Genomic DNA, 13,774 nt, shown 5'->3' on the forward strand with positions numbered 1-13,774 from the left:
AGTGCGACAGAGGGAGAGAGGTCGTGCGCTGTCTTTAGCGTGCGCCTCCCTCCCTTTTCTCGTCTCCAGAGCCGGAGGAGCGATGCCGCATCTATCCACGCATGATGGAGGTGTTCTGGAGTTGACGGACAAAACCTATGACATCCTTATCGTCGGTGCGGGAATCGTCGGGGCCACTCTGGCCCGCGAGCTCTCGGCCTATGCCCTGAGAGTCGCCGTCGTCGACAAGGCGGCCGATATCCCTTCCGGGGCCAGTCGTGCCAACAGCGCCATGATCCATGCCGGCTACGACGATCAGCCGGGCACGATCAAGGCTGACTTCTGCCCCAGGGGCAACAGGCTTTATCGCGAGCTGGCCGATCCTCTCGACTTCACCCTCAGAGAATGCGGCTCCTATGTCTGCGGTTTCGACAGCCAGGATCTGAAACATCTCGAGAAGCTTCTCGACCAGGGGAGGCGCAACGGCGTTCCGGGCCTCGAGATCCTTTCCGGCGACGAGCTGAGGGCAAAAGAGCCGGAGGCCAGCGCAGAAATCGCCCATGCCCTGTGGGCTCCCACGGGATCGATCATCAACAATTTCGAGGCCGTGCTGGCCTTCATGGACAACGCCCAACAGAACGGCGTGGAACTTTTCCTGGAGACGGAGGTCCGCGATCTTCTGCTCGCCGACGATGGCAGCGAGATCGTCGGCGTCGTGACGAACAGGGGGCGCTTCTTCGCTCCCGTCGTGGTCAACGCCGCTGGCGTCAACTCCGACCTTATCGCTCGGATGGCCGGCGACGAAAGCTTTTTCATCCGCCCCACCAGGGGCGAGTATTACATCATGGACAAGCGCGTCGGGAGTCTGGCGAGAGGCTTCTTCTTCGCCTGCCCCACCGCCAAGGGGAAGGGGATCACCGTCGCCCCCACCGCGGAAAACAACCTTCTCATCGGTCCCACCTCGACGGTCCAGACGAGCCGCGACGACACGTCGACGACGGTCATGGGACTTCAGGAGGTCATCGATGGGGCCCGCCGCCTCATTCCCCGAATCCCCCTGAACATGGCCATCACGGCCTTTTCGGGGGTCCGGGCCAACGCGAACACGAAAGATTTCATCATCGACGTCGCCGCTACTCCCAGAGGCTTCGTCAACGCCGCCGGCATCAAATCGCCGGGCTTCACCAGCGCGCCCGCCATCGCCTGTCACCTCGTGGAGCTGATGAAAGAGAGGCTTTCCGATAGGGTCTCCTTCGTCCCCGATCCGACCTTCGTCCCGGAAAGACGCCACATCCCCCGCTTCGAAAGCCTCCCCACGGAGGAAAAGATCCGGCTGGCCGACTCCGACCCTCGCTACGCTCAGATCGTCTGCCGCTGCGAGATGGTGACGGAGGGGCAGATCGTCGAGGCCATCGCCCGAGGCGCCCGTACCGTGGCGGGCGTCAAGATCTGGACCCGGGCCGGTGCGGGACGCTGTCAGGGGGGATTCTGCGGCCCCCGCGTCATTCAGATCCTCGCCCGTGAGCTGGGCTGCTCTCCCGAGGAGATCACGCGCCACGGCGGGCACTCCCGCTACCTCGTCGGCAAGACCAAAGATTACTGGTTCAGGGGGGAAAAGTGATGGCCGACATGCATGTCGACGTGGCGATCATCGGCGCCGGTCCTGCCGGTGTCGCCGCAGGCATCGGAGCGAAAGAGGCCGGGGCGGAGAACGTTATCGTCCTCGAGCGGGACTGGGATCTCGGCGGCATCCTTCAACAGTGCATCCATCCCGGATTCGGCCTCCACACCTTCAAGGAGGAGCTGACCGGTCCCGAATACATGCACCGCTGGATCGAGCGGGCCCACGAGGCGGGAGTGACCTTCCTCACCAACTCCATGGTCTTCAAGATGGAAGCCGACGGAAGCCTCTGGGTCATGAATCCCGAAAGAGGGGTCTTCCGCGTCATCGCCAAGGCGACCGTTCTGGCCATGGGCTGCCGCGAGCGTCCCCTGGGGGCCATCAATGTGCCGGGAAGCCGTCCTGCCGGCATCTACACGGCCGGAACGGCCCAGCGTTTCGTCAACATGGAAGGGTACATGCCCGGCCACCGGGCCGTCGTTCTCGGCTCGGGCGACATCGGCCTCATCATGGCCCGTCGCCTCGTCTGGGAGGGAGCCCGCGTCGAGGGGGTCTTCGAACTCATGCCTTGGGCGGGCGGCCTGCGGCGCAACATCGCCCAGTGCCTCAACGACTACGACATCCCCTTCTACCTCGAGCACTCCGTCGTTCAGGTCCACGGCAAGGATCGTCTCGAGGGCATCACCGTCGTCAAAGTCGATGAAAACCGCAATCCCCTGGCGGGAACGGAGCGCTTCGTCGCCTGCGATACCCTTCTTCTCGCCGTGGGGCTCATACCGGAGAACGAACTCTCCCGCATGGCCGGCGTCGAAATCCATCCCGTCACGGGTGGCCCCGTCCTCAACGAGTACTACCAGACGAGCTGTCCCTCCGTCTTCGCCGCCGGCAACGTCGTCATCGTCTATGATCTGGCCGACTGGGTCAGCCAGGAGGGCTTCGCCGCAGGCAGGAACGCGGCCCTCTATGCCGGGGGAATCCTCGAAAAGCCGAAAAGACATTTCTCCGTGCAGGGGGGGCGGAACGTCCGTCTCTTCTCTCCTCAGCATCTTTCGGGCAGTGACGACGTCACCGTCTACTTCCGCGTCCTTCGTCCCATCGAGAGGCGTTGCCGCGTCTTCGCCGACCATGGCCTTTTCGAACAGAAGCACCGGTACGTCCGTCCCGGCGAGATGAACGAAATCCACCTCAAGGGGGCGGCTCTTCGGGCCCTGCCCGAATCCGTCACCACCATCACCATCGACGCCGAGGAGGTCTGATCGTCATGGAAGAGCGCGTCTTGAACATGATCTGCGTCGGCTGTCCCGTCGGCTGCGACCTCAAGGTGCAGGTGAGGGGTAAAGAGGTTTTAGGCGTCGAAGGCCATACCTGTCCTAGGGGACTCGACTTCGCCCGGGCGGAAGTGGCCAATCCGACGCGCGTCTTCGCAACGACCGTTCGTGTGAGGGGCGGGAAATTGCCCGTCTGCCCCGTCCGGAGCCGTCAGGCTGTCCCGAAGAGCCGTCTTTTCGACATCTCCCGAGACGTCGCCCGTCTCGTCGTTTCCGCTCCGATCTCCATCGGCCAGGTCATCATCGCCGATGCCGACGGCAGCGGCGTCGATATCATCGCCACGCGTGATCTGAAAGCCGAGGAGGAGCAAGCATGAAAGAGCTTACCGTCGAAGTCAAAAATCCCCACGGACTCCACGCCCGGCCTGCGGCCCTTTTCGTCCAGAAAGCCGCCTCTTTCGGCGGTCCCGTCCTCCTGGTCAAAGAAGACAGGGAAGTCGACGCCAAAAGCATTCTCAGCGTCATGAGCCTTGGCATCGAGCCGGGCCAGGAGATTCGCCTCCGCGCCGATGGAGAGGGGGCCCAGGAGATCCTCGAGGCCCTCAAGGCCATCGCCGAGGACACCTCCATCTGAGCCTGATTGCCAAAAGGACGGACACAGAGATAACGGGGGCGGCCTGACGGCCGCCCCCGTTATCTCTGTGTCCGTCGCGGCCGCCGCCAGCCCGTCTTCGAGGGGAGACCTCGGAGGCGGGAAGAAAAATAAACTTAAATAGGTATAGAGTTTCCTTGCGAGGCTGTTGTGTCCTTACTCAAGCCAAGGCATCTCACGGCAGATGGACCATCTAAAAGGAAGTACTTCAGAAAAACAATGTCTTTCTGGGGGGGTTTTCAGGAGATAAGCAGGAAGAGTTGACGAACTAGGGGAAAAAGGCTACTATTGCCTCAAGGAAACCATATTTGCATATAATAAACTTTAGTGTTTTTGAGGGACTTCAATGAACTGGCCAAAGGCCATAAGTAAAGAAAGAGGTGGAACGATGGCTCGCTGCACGTCTTCGGAACTGATGGAAATGGAGCATCGCTACGGGGCGCACAACTACCACCCTCTGGAAGTCGTCATCTCCAAGGCCGAGGGGATCTGGGTCGAAGATCCCGAGGGACGTCGCTACATGGACATGCTGTCGGCCTACTCGGCCGTCAATCAGGGGCATCGCCACCCCAAAATCATCAAGGCTCTGAAGGATCAGGCCGATGTCGTCACGCTGACCTCTCGTGCCTTCTATAACGATCGGTGGCCTCTTTTCGCCAAGAAGCTCGCCGAATTCACCGGCAAGGACATGATCCTTCCCATGAACACCGGAGCCGAAGCCGTCGAGACGGCCATCAAGACCATGCGCAAGTGGGGGTACATGGTCAAGGGCGTCGAGAAGGACAGGGCCGAAATCATCGTTTTCGCCGAGAATTTCCACGGTCGCACCGTCACCATCGTCTCCTTCTCCGTCGATCCCGACGCGAAGGAGAACTACGGCCCCTTCACGCCCGGCTTCGTCGTCGTCCCCTATGACGATCTCGACGCCGTCGAGCGTGCCGTCAACGGCAACACCGTCGGAATCCTCGTCGAGCCCATCCAGGGGGAGGCCGGAGTGGCCGTTCCCAGCGAGGGCTTCCTGAAGGGGCTGGAGGCCATCGCCAGAAAGAACCGGGTCCTTCTCGCCGTCGACGAAGTTCAGACAGGTTTCTGCCGCACGGGAAAGACCTTCGCCTTCCAGCATGAGGGCATCGATCCCGACATCATCATCATGGGCAAGGCTCTCGGCGGCGGCGTCCTTCCCGTCTCGGCCGTGGCGGCCAATGAGAACATCCTCGGCGTCTTCAAGCCCGGCACGCACGGTTCGACCTTCGGCGGCAACCCGCTGGCCTGCGCCGTGGCTACGGCGGCCATCGATGTCCTGGTGGACGAAAAGCTGGCCGATCGGGCCGCCGAGCTGGGAACCTATTTCATGGACGGCCTTCGGGCGATCCATTCCCCCAAGATCAAGGAGGTCCGCGGCAAGGGTCTTCTCATCGGCGTCGTCCTTCATGAGTCGGCCGGCAAGGCCCGGATCTACACGACGGCTCTCAAGGAAAAGGGGCTCCTCTGCAAGGAGACCCACAGCTGGATCATCCGCTTCGCTCCCCCCCTGATCATCACCAAAGAGGAGATCGACGCGGCCCTTGAGAAGATCAAAGAGGTCCTCGCCTAGCCGTCTGCCGGCCTTGGTCTGACAATGGCTGCTCCATGCTCTTTTTGCGATCTGGAAGAAACTGTTTGTCCTTGAAGTCAAACTCCTAGTCTCATGGGTCAGGCCGAATCGGCGCATTCCCCGTCGTCAGTCAGAACGACAGGTTCCCAGAAGGACTGTCGTTCTGACTGACGACGGGGAATAATGAGGGCAGACGGGAAGGTCCTGGAGTTCGACGACCTTCCCGTCTGCCCTTCGATTTTTATCTATCTCCCCGATTCCCCCGCTGACCGCCAGTGACCTTCTTGTGGAGGAGGGGGTTGGTTCGAGTCTTCTCGTCGAAGAGGAGGTCTTCGCGTAGGGTCGGGTGTGGTCTGAAGGAGAAGGGGGGGGGCGTTTTCCCCCTGACCGTGGGTGCGAAGAAGTATCCGAAAGGGGGCATGTCAAGGGACACTAAAAATGTCATCTAAAAAGAGGGTCTGAGGGACAATGAAAGTGTCGCTTTCGAGGGGCTGAAATCGCCCCCGTCAACAGCCCGCCTTGGCTTTCCTCCGCGGCGGAGGTCCTTCTAGGGAGGGGAACCCGTCCCTTGCTCGGAGCCGACCGCCGCGGCAGGAGGAGCGGGATTCTGTCGCCAGGGATGGTCTGCCGCCGGCTTCCTCTGCTTCTTCGTTTTGCATGGAGTGCCTGTCTTCGTCTCGATGACAGGCGGGGGAGTCGCAGGGGGCTCTTTGTCGACGGCTGCGAGATCGTAGAGCCCGTCATGGACAAGAGCCAGGAGTTTCCCGTCGAGCTTCTCGATGACCTTGACCGCCTGTCCCCTGGCAAGAAGCAGGGGGCGTCTGCGGGGGCCTATCAGGGCGTACAGTTTTCCGTCGAGGGAAATCGTCGAGTCTCCCGAGGCCTTCCGGTCGGTCTGGCGAGTCAGGAGGAGATCGAGAGCGGGTCCGTCCGGCGGAGGGAGAAAGGCAGATGCCCCCTCTGCGGGAGGACGAGCGAACCTCGGGTTATGGACCTCTCCCGGGTAGGCGGCGAGCAGGACGTTGGCCTCTTCGATCGTTTTCACTCCGGCCCGTCGGAAGGCGACGACGAGACGATCCTGAAGAGTTCCCCAGAGCCTTTCGATCCGCCCCTTCGCCTGGGGAGACCCTGCAGGGACATAGCGAGTTCCGAGAGCCTCCAGAGCGCGGCCGAACTGGGTTACAGGCGCCGAGTCCTCCAGCTCCTCCTTGATCGTCAGTTTTTCCGACTTGGGAGAAAGGAAGATGGTGTGGCGGTCGGCGTAAAGCTCGCGAGGCACGCCGTGGCGATCAAGCATCTGACGGAGCACGCGGAAGTAGCCGAAGAGGCACTCATTCCTGGCCATCCACAGACCGAGGACCTCTCCTGTGGCATCGTCAATCACGCCGTGGAGAGTGCAACGCTCACCGATCTCGAACCAATCGAAAGGAGAGGCGTCCATCTGGACCAGATCGCCTCGTCGGGACCGTCGGACCCTGCGAGAACGCCGCTTCGGGGCCCGGTGGCGATGAACGAGGGACAGGTTCTCCGCGCGAAGGAAACGGGCGATGCTCTTGGCGCTCAGCACGAGATCATGCTCTTCGGCAAGGAGTTCGGCCATGTGCTGACAGCTCGTATCCCTGTAAAGACCCTTGGCCAGACTGACGACGAAATCCCGTGTCTCCTGAGAGATTCTGCGCCGGGACGGTTTGCCTCGTCCCTTGTGCAGGAGCCCCTGCGCTCCTTCTTCCCGGTAGCGTCGTTTGAGCCGAAAGACCTGACGGCGGCTCAGCCCGAGCCGATCGGCCACCTCCTGAACCGTCAGGTTGCCCGCGACAGCCTCTTCCACCAACCCCAAGCGCCTTGCTTCTTTTGTCTTCATGAGTAGGTCTCTCCTGGTCGTCATAAGTGACATTTTCCCTGTCCTCTTCACGAGTGACAATACCATTGTCCGGCGACAGTATCCGAAAGGGGGCATTGACGTAAAGGAGGAAGGGCTGTAAGATGCTCCTTGCGCTGCCGGAACGGCGGTGTTCACGAGGCACCATGACAGGAGAATAAAGGCAGAGAGAGAAGTAAGGGTCGAGGTCGAGCTCTGAAAGATTTCCAAAGGAATCTAACGGAGAGTTTGATCCTGGCTCAGGACGAACGCTGGCGGCGTGCTTAACACATGCAAGTCGGACGGTGTCCGAGGACCAGCTTGCTGAGAATCGGGTACAGTGGCGGACGGGTGAGTAACGCGTGAGGATCTGTCTTAGGGAGGGGGACAACGTCTGGAAACGGACGCTAAAACCCCATAGGCCGAGAGGTGAAAAGGAGCAATCCGCCCAGGGAGGAACTCGCGTCCTATCAGCTAGTTGGTGAGGTAACGGCTCACCAAGGCGATGACGGGTAGCTGGTTTGAGAGGACGACCAGCCACACTGGAACTGAGATACGGTCCAGACTCCTACGGGAGGCAGCAGTGGGGAATATTGGGCAATGGGGGCAACCCTGACCCAGCGACGCCGCGTGTGGGAAGAAGTCCCTTGGGACGTAAACCACTGTTGTGCGGGAAGAAGGAAGTGACGGTACCGCACGAGGAAGGCCCGGCAAACTACGTGCCAGCAGCCGCGGTAATACGTAGGGGCCGAGCGTTGTCCGGAATTACTGGGCGTAAAGCGCACGTAGGCGGTTTGCTAAGTCGGCTGTGAAAGACATCGGCTCAACCGGTGCAATGCAGTCGATACTGGTAGACTGGAGTCTTGGAGAGGGAAGTGGAATTCCCGGTGTAGCGGTGAAATGCGTAGATATCGGGAGGAACACCAGTGGCGAAGGCGGCTTCCTGGCCAAAGACTGACGCTGAGGTGCGAAAGCTGGGGGAGCAAACGGGATTAGATACCCCGGTAGTCCCAGCCGTAAACGATGAATGCTAGGTGTGGGTAGTGCGAGCTATCCGTGCCGGAGTTAACGCGCTAAGCATTCCGCCTGGGGAGTACGATCGCAAGATTGAAACTCAAAGGAATTGACGGGGGCCCGCACAAGCGGTGGAGCACGTGGTTTAATTCGATGCAAACCGGAGAACCTCACCTGGGTTTGACATGCACGTGGTACGGATCTGAAAGGTGAAGGACGCTACCTTCGGGTAGCGAGCGTGCACAGGTGCTGCATGGCTGTCGTCAGCTCGTGTCGTGAGATGTTGGGTTAAGTCCCGCAACGAGCGCAACCCCTACGCTGAGTTACCAGCACGTGAAGGTGGGGACTCTCAGTGGACTGCCGGCGACAAGCCGGAGGAAGGTGGGGACGACGTCAAGTCATCATGGCCCTCATGTCCAGGGCGACACACGTGCTACAATGGCCGGCACAACGGGAAGCGAAGTCGCGAGGCAGAGCGGATCCCTTAAAGCCGGTCCCAGTTCGGATTGCAGTCTGCAACTCGACTGCATGAAGCCGGAATCGCTAGTAATCGCGGATCAGCCAAGCCGCGGTGAATACGTTCCCGGGCCTTGTACACACCGCCCGTCACACCATCCGAGTTGGGGGCACCCGAAGCCGCCGGCCGAACCCGCAAGGGACGGAGGCGTCGAAGGTGCGTCTGGTAAGGAGGGTGAAGTCGTAACAAGGTAGCCGTACCGGAAGGTGCGGCTGGATCACCTCCTTTCTAAGGAGAGCGGGAACGGGGCGGAAGCCCCGGACCAAAGGCTGATCCTTACGCGGCGCCCACGGGCGCCTCTCTCTGCCGCTCCTGTCTGGTCATAGAAAGCCCGCGCATCATGACAACCGAAGAAAGCAGAAGCTGAACGAGGACAAGGTAATAAGGGCATACGGTGAATGCCTTGGCACCGACGGCCGAAGAAGGGCGTAGCAAGCTGCGAAAAGCTGCGGAGAGGCGCAAGCGACCCTTGACCCGCAGATACCCGAATGGGGCAACCCGGCCGGAGGAATCCGGTCACCCTCGTAAAGGGGGAGGCACCCGGCGAAGTGAAACATCTCAGTAGCCGGAGGAAAAGAAATCGACAGAGATTCCCTGAGTAGTGGTGAGCGAAAGGGGAGAAGCCTAAACCGAAGACGTGTCAAGACTGCGGTCGTTGCGTCATCGGTGTTGTGGGGATCATCAGGAGGGAGCCGCAGCGACCTCGGGAAGTGAGAAAAGGCATCCTTAGCCGAATCGTGTTGGGAAAGCGAGCCGCAGAAGGTGAGAGCCCCGTAGGCGAAAAGGAAGCCCCTTCCTGTGAAGATACCCCGAGTAGGCCGGAGCACGTGAAATTCCGGTTGAAGCAGGGCGGCCCACCGTCCAAGGCTAAATACCGTCGGTGACCGATAGTGAAGCAGTACCGAGAGGGAAAGGTGAAAAGCACCCCTGGCGGGGAGTGAAACAGACCTGAACCCGTATGCCTACAAGCAGTCGGAGCTTTCTCTTCGGAGGGAGTGACGGCGTGCCTATTGAAAAATGAGCCGACGAGTTACGCTACGTGGCGAGGTTAAGGACTGAGAGGTCCGGAGCCGTAGGGAAACCGAGTCTGAATAGGGCGAATAGTCGCATGGCGTAGACCCGAAGCCGCACGATCTATCCATGGCCAGGTTGAAGGTCGGGTAAAACCGACTGAAGGACCGAACCGTAGTCTGTTGAAAAAGACCCGGATGAGCTGTGGATAGGAGTGAAAAGCTAATCGAGTGCGGTGATAGCTGGTTCTCCCCGAAATGCATTGAGGTGCAGCCTCGCTGAGGGAAAGTTCCGGGGGTAGAGCACTGGATGGATGCGGGGGACTGGGGTCCTACCAAATTCAACCAAACTCCGAATACCGGAACTGGATAAGCGGGAGTGAGACTGCGGGCGAGAAGGTTCGTAGTCGAAAGGGAAACAGCCCAGACCGACAGCTAAGGTCCCAAAGCCTGTGCTAAGTGTGTTAAGGATGTGGAGGTGCCCAGACAGCCAGGAGGTTGGCTTAGAAGCAGCCACCCTTTAAAGAGTGCGTAACAGCTCACTGGTCGAGGACTTCTGCGCCGCAAATGTAGGGGGCTAAGCACAGAACCGAAGCTTCGGACTCGGGAGACTGAGGTCTCCTGATTGGTAGGGGAGCGTTCTCTGCGGGGAGAAGTGAGACCGGCAAGGTCTTGTGGACTGCAGAGAAGTGAGAATGTCGGCATGAGTAGCGAGAAACGCGTGAGAATCGCGTTCACCGGATGCCCAAGGATTCCTGGGGAAGGTTGATCCGCCCAGGGTTAGGCGGGACCTAAGGCGAGGCCGAAGGGCGTAGTCGATGGACAGCAGGTAGACACTCCTGCCCCGCGCGAGGACGCTAATACCGAAGGGGTGACGCAGGAGGCTAGGTGCGCCGGGTGCTGGAATACCCGGTCCAAGGAGGTAGGGGGAGTCGGCAGGCAAATCCACTGACTCGTAACCCTGAGATCTGACGGGGAGCTTCCACGGAAGCGAAGGCATTGACGCCCGACTGCCGAGAAAAGCCTCTAGGGAGGAATCGCGTGCCCGTACTGCAAACCGACACAGGTGGGCTGGCTGAGCAGGCTAAGGTGGACAGGGTAACTCTCGCCAAGGAACTCTGCAAGTTGACCCCGTAACTTCGGGAAAAGGGGTGCCGCGCCGGTAAAGTCAAAGCTGATGGAGCAGGCAGCGGCCGCAGAACCCAGGCCCAGGCGACTGTTTAATAAAAACACAGGACTCTGCAGAAGGCGTGAAGCCGACGTATAGGGTCTGACACCTGCCCGGTGCTGGAAGGTTAAGGGGAGAGGTTAGTCGCAAGGCGAAGCTTTGAACCGAAGCCCCAGTAAACGGCGGCCGTAACTATAACGGTCCTAAGGTAGCGAAATTCCTTGTCGGGTAAGTTCCGACCTGCACGAATGGTGTAACGATCTGGGCGCTGTCTCGGCGAGAGACCTGGTGAAATTGTGGTGCTGGTAAAGACGCCAGCTACCCGTGGTGGGACGGAAAGACCCCGTGGAGCTTTACTGTAGCCTGACACTGGATTTCGGCAAGGCATGTACAGAATAGGTGGGAGGCTAGGAAGACATCACGCCAGTGGTGTTGGAGCCGTCGTTGGGATACCACCCTTGTCTTGTTGGAATTCTAACCGCAAGCCGCTGAAGCGCGGAACGGGACACTATCAGGTGGGCAGTTTGACTGGGGCGGTCGCCTCCCAAAGAGTAACGGAGGCGCGCGAAGGTCACCTCAAGGCGAATGGAAATCGCCATAAGAGCGCAAGGGTATAAGGTGGCTTAACTGTGAGACAGACATGTCGAACAGATGCGAAAGCAGGTCCTAGTGATCCGGCGGTGCTGAGTGGAAAGGCCGTCGCTCATCGGATAAAAGCTACCCCGGGGATAACAGGCTGATCTCTCCCGAGAGTTCCCATCGACGGGGAGGTTTGGCACCTCGATGTCGGCTCGTCGCATCCTGGGGCTGAAGCAGGTCCCAAGGGTTGGTCTGTTCGCCCATTAAAGCGGTACGTGAGCTGGGTTTAGAACGTCGTGAGACAGTTCGGTCCCTATCCACCATGGGCGTAGGGAATTTGCGAGGAGCTGCTCCTAGTACGAGAGGACCGGAGTGGACGCACCGCTGGTGTACCGGTTGTGACGCCAGTTGCAGAAGCCGGGTAGCTAAGTGCGGATCGGATAACCGCTGAAGGCATCTAAGTGGGAAGCCGACCTCAAGATGAGATTCCCCTCTGCGCAAGCAGGTAAGGTGTCCCGTAGACGACGGGATCGATAGGCCGGAGGTGTAAGCGCAGCGATGCGTTGAGCTGACCGGTACTAATACACCGAGGCCTTGTCATCGTTCAGCTTCTGGTTTTGACGGTTGTGTGATGTAGCGGGTATAAGGAATGGGTTTTCGGTGGCCATTGCGAAGGGGAGACACCCGGCTCCATGTCGAACCCGGCAGTTAAGCCCTTCAGCGCCGATGGTACTCCGGGGGGAACCCGCGGGAGAGTAGGTCGCTGCCGAAAACCTAGCTTCGACGGAAGGGGAGGTCCGAATAGGACCTCCCCTTCTCGCGTCCCGTCTTTTCCTTCCGTCTCTCCCTTGCCTGCGTCTTTTCCCGCGCCTCTTCTCCGCTCCCGGCGGGACTCGGAACGGCCGGGACCGCCCCCCCCTTCAGCCTCCTGCTCGACTCAGGCCATGGGCCGTGCGGGCGAAGAGATCCCAATGGTACTCGTCGGGGCTTTGAACCGCGGCGAGAGCCTCCAGGCTGAGCGTCCAGAGCTCCAGAGGAAGCGACGGGGCGGCGAGCTCGGAGCCCAGAGGACGTCCGTCCATGTCCGCGCCCCGAGCGGAAAGGGCGGCATTGACATCGGCCCTTTCTCCGGGAGCTCGGCCCGAGGAGGGGTGCAGGCAAGGGCGGAATTCTCTTCGGGGAGGCTCCAGGCCCCAGGAGAGGACGTGCCAAACCCCGCCGGGACCTGCTTCCATCGCGTCAACAGGTGTCGGCGGGGGCCTGAATCTCGGCGCGTCGTTTCGACGGTTCTGCCGGGGAGTTTGGGCGGGGTCTCCTTTTCAGAAAAGGGGCGTCGGCGTCTCCGTGCGACTGGCGGCGGAGCCCAAAATGGCGAGGGTGTTCGATGTCCCGATCCGATCGGCTCCGACGGCCATCATGGCCAGTGCCTGCGCTTCCGTTCGGATGCCCCCGGAAGCCTTCACCTTCGTCTCCTCGCCTGCCGCCGATTTGAGAAGGGCTACGTCGTAGAGCGACGCCGAGCCGGCAAAGCCCGTGCAGGTTTTGAGGAAGTCCACCTTGGCCTGGGAGGCCAGTCTCGCGAGGGTGACTTTCTGCTCGTCGTTGAGAAAAGGCGTTTCGACGATCACCTTGAGGCAGATTCCCCGGGCCGCCTCTCGCAGCGCGATCATTTCGGAGAGGACTTCGTCCTTCTTCCCGTCAAGAAGCTTGCCCAGATGGAGGACGACATCGACCTCCTGTGTCCCGTGCTCCAGGGCCCAGAGGATTTCAGCGACTTTGATCTCCAGGGGCAGAGCTCCCAGAGGAAAGCCGGCGACGGTTCCGACTTTGACCTGGCCGCCGGAAAGCTCCCTCGCCGCTACGGGGACCCAGGCCGAGGGAACGCAGACCGAGGCGACTCCCCATTCCAGTGCCTCCTGGCAGAGGCGAACGATATCTCCCTCACGCGCCGAAGATCGCAGGAGCGTGTGGTCGATGATGGGATGGAGTTCCGTCGCTTTCGGCCGAGAGAGCAAGCCTGCCTCGGCCAGGGCGGCCTTCCTGCGTGCCCGCTGAGCCAGCAGTTCAACATCTGTCATCGCCGGTCCCTCCCCCACTCAGATCACTTAGAAGCATCTCTCAGACAGTCGCAGATCTCTCTGTTGGTGCCCGGTCCCCTGTCAAATCGGATGGATCGAAGGGTTATCTCGCCCGAACGATGGAGAGACAGCAGAAGCGACAGCACCGTCGACGACGTCACCCCGATCGCCTCGGCGACGGCTTCGGGGTCGAGGGTGCCATCGGGGCAGTGATCGAGGATCTGATGGGCCATGATGTCTCTCCACTGCCCGAAAAGTTCCTCCATTTCCGGCGTCGTCGATAGAGCCCATTGGTTGTTGCGTATAATGCTCTCGACCAGTCGGGCCGTCACGAGGCGGCATGTATCCAGATAGGTCTGAAGCGAATCCTTCTCAAGCATGTCGATGACCTCCAATTTTCCCCTCCCTAGCATAGCATGGATCGCCATTTCATTCG

At 60.4% G+C, this 13,774-nt stretch carries 9 protein-coding genes and 3 rRNA genes; 8 read left to right on the plus strand and 4 right to left on the minus strand.

What is annotated here, in order from left to right; genetic code table 11:
• The first annotated feature begins 121 nt into the window (after window positions 1-121).
• The 5 genes from KAR29_RS02570 to rocD all read left to right on the plus strand — a co-directional run bounded on the left by KAR29_RS02570 (window position 122) and on the right by rocD (window position 5,114).
• Window positions 122-1,600, plus strand: coding sequence for an NAD(P)/FAD-dependent oxidoreductase (locus KAR29_RS02570; RefSeq protein WP_274374090.1), 1,479 nt, complete (start codon window positions 122-124; stop codon window positions 1,598-1,600).
• Window positions 1,600-2,856, plus strand: a complete 1,257-nt coding sequence (locus KAR29_RS02575) for an NAD(P)/FAD-dependent oxidoreductase (RefSeq protein ID WP_274374091.1) — start codon at window positions 1,600-1,602, stop codon at window positions 2,854-2,856. The genes KAR29_RS02570 and KAR29_RS02575 overlap by 1 nt, the downstream gene beginning before the upstream one ends.
• Window positions 2,857-2,861: 5 nt before the next feature.
• Window positions 2,862-3,245 (plus strand): DUF1667 domain-containing protein, encoded by a 384-nt coding sequence (locus KAR29_RS02580; protein ID WP_274374092.1) that lies wholly within the window; start codon window positions 2,862-2,864, stop codon window positions 3,243-3,245.
• The gene (locus KAR29_RS02585; RefSeq protein ID WP_274374093.1) at window positions 3,242-3,502 is read left to right on the plus strand and encodes an HPr family phosphocarrier protein; all 261 of its coding nucleotides are present in this window, start codon (window positions 3,242-3,244) and stop codon (window positions 3,500-3,502) included. The genes KAR29_RS02580 and KAR29_RS02585 overlap by 4 nt, the downstream gene beginning before the upstream one ends.
• Window positions 3,503-3,908: 406 nt before the next feature.
• Window positions 3,909-5,114: an ornithine--oxo-acid transaminase gene (gene rocD / locus KAR29_RS02590; RefSeq protein WP_274374094.1), complete on the plus strand. Its 1,206-nt coding sequence runs from the start codon at window positions 3,909-3,911 to the stop codon at window positions 5,112-5,114.
• A gap of 547 nt (window positions 5,115-5,661) precedes the next feature.
• Here the strand turns inward: rocD and KAR29_RS02595 are convergent.
• Complete coding sequence (locus KAR29_RS02595; protein ID WP_311135608.1) at window positions 5,662-7,071, minus strand: ISNCY family transposase; 1,410 nt, start codon at window positions 7,069-7,071, stop codon at window positions 5,662-5,664.
• A gap of 138 nt (window positions 7,072-7,209) precedes the next feature.
• Between KAR29_RS02595 and KAR29_RS02600 the strand changes: the two genes are divergently transcribed.
• From KAR29_RS02600 to rrf, 3 genes are all read left to right on the plus strand, one after another.
• Window positions 7,210-8,731, plus strand: a 16S ribosomal RNA gene (locus tag KAR29_RS02600).
• Between the two features lie 143 nt (window positions 8,732-8,874).
• Window positions 8,875-11,862: ribosomal RNA gene (locus KAR29_RS02605) — 23S ribosomal RNA — on the plus strand.
• 54 nt (window positions 11,863-11,916) lie between these two features.
• Window positions 11,917-12,032 (plus strand): 5S ribosomal RNA (gene rrf / locus KAR29_RS02610).
• Together the 16S, 23S and 5S rRNA genes form the textbook arrangement of a ribosomal RNA operon.
• Window positions 12,033-12,180: 148 nt before the next feature.
• Here the strand turns inward: rrf and KAR29_RS02615 are convergent.
• The 3 genes from KAR29_RS02615 to KAR29_RS02625 all read right to left on the minus strand — a co-directional run bounded on the left by KAR29_RS02615 (window position 12,181) and on the right by KAR29_RS02625 (window position 13,718).
• On the minus strand, window positions 12,181-12,342 hold the full coding sequence (locus tag KAR29_RS02615; protein ID WP_274374095.1) for a hypothetical protein: 162 nt from the start codon (window positions 12,340-12,342) through the stop codon (window positions 12,181-12,183).
• A gap of 237 nt (window positions 12,343-12,579) precedes the next feature.
• Window positions 12,580-13,338 (minus strand): deoxyribose-phosphate aldolase, encoded by a 759-nt coding sequence (gene deoC / locus KAR29_RS02620; protein ID WP_274374096.1) that lies wholly within the window; start codon window positions 13,336-13,338, stop codon window positions 12,580-12,582.
• A gap of 23 nt (window positions 13,339-13,361) precedes the next feature.
• Window positions 13,362-13,718, minus strand: coding sequence for a hypothetical protein (locus tag KAR29_RS02625; RefSeq protein WP_274374097.1), 357 nt, complete (start codon window positions 13,716-13,718; stop codon window positions 13,362-13,364).
• Between the last annotated feature and the right edge of the window lie 56 nt (window positions 13,719-13,774).

Source organism: Aminithiophilus ramosus (genome assembly GCF_018069705.1).
In the GTDB taxonomy this organism is placed as follows: Bacteria; Synergistota; Synergistia; order Synergistales; family Aminithiophilaceae; genus Aminithiophilus; species Aminithiophilus ramosus.

Coding starts and splice junctions, on each gene's coding strand:
- rocD (WP_274374094.1), top strand. CDS start 3,909: ATGGCTCGCTGCACGTCTTCGGAACTGATGGAAATGGAGCATCGCTAC.
- KAR29_RS02575 (WP_274374091.1), top strand. CDS start 1,600: ATGGCCGACATGCATGTCGACGTGGCGATCATCGGCGCCGGTCCTGCC.
- KAR29_RS02595 (WP_311135608.1), bottom strand. CDS start 7,071: ATGCCCCCTTTCGGATACTGTCGCCGGACAATGGTATTGTCACTCGTG.
- deoC (WP_274374096.1), bottom strand. CDS start 13,338: ATGACAGATGTTGAACTGCTGGCTCAGCGGGCACGCAGGAAGGCCGCC.
- KAR29_RS02625 (WP_274374097.1), bottom strand. CDS start 13,718: ATGCTTGAGAAGGATTCGCTTCAGACCTATCTGGATACATGCCGCCTC.
- KAR29_RS02580 (WP_274374092.1), top strand. CDS start 2,862: ATGGAAGAGCGCGTCTTGAACATGATCTGCGTCGGCTGTCCCGTCGGC.
- KAR29_RS02615 (WP_274374095.1), bottom strand. CDS start 12,342: ATGGACGGACGTCCTCTGGGCTCCGAGCTCGCCGCCCCGTCGCTTCCT.
- KAR29_RS02585 (WP_274374093.1), top strand. CDS start 3,242: ATGAAAGAGCTTACCGTCGAAGTCAAAAATCCCCACGGACTCCACGCC.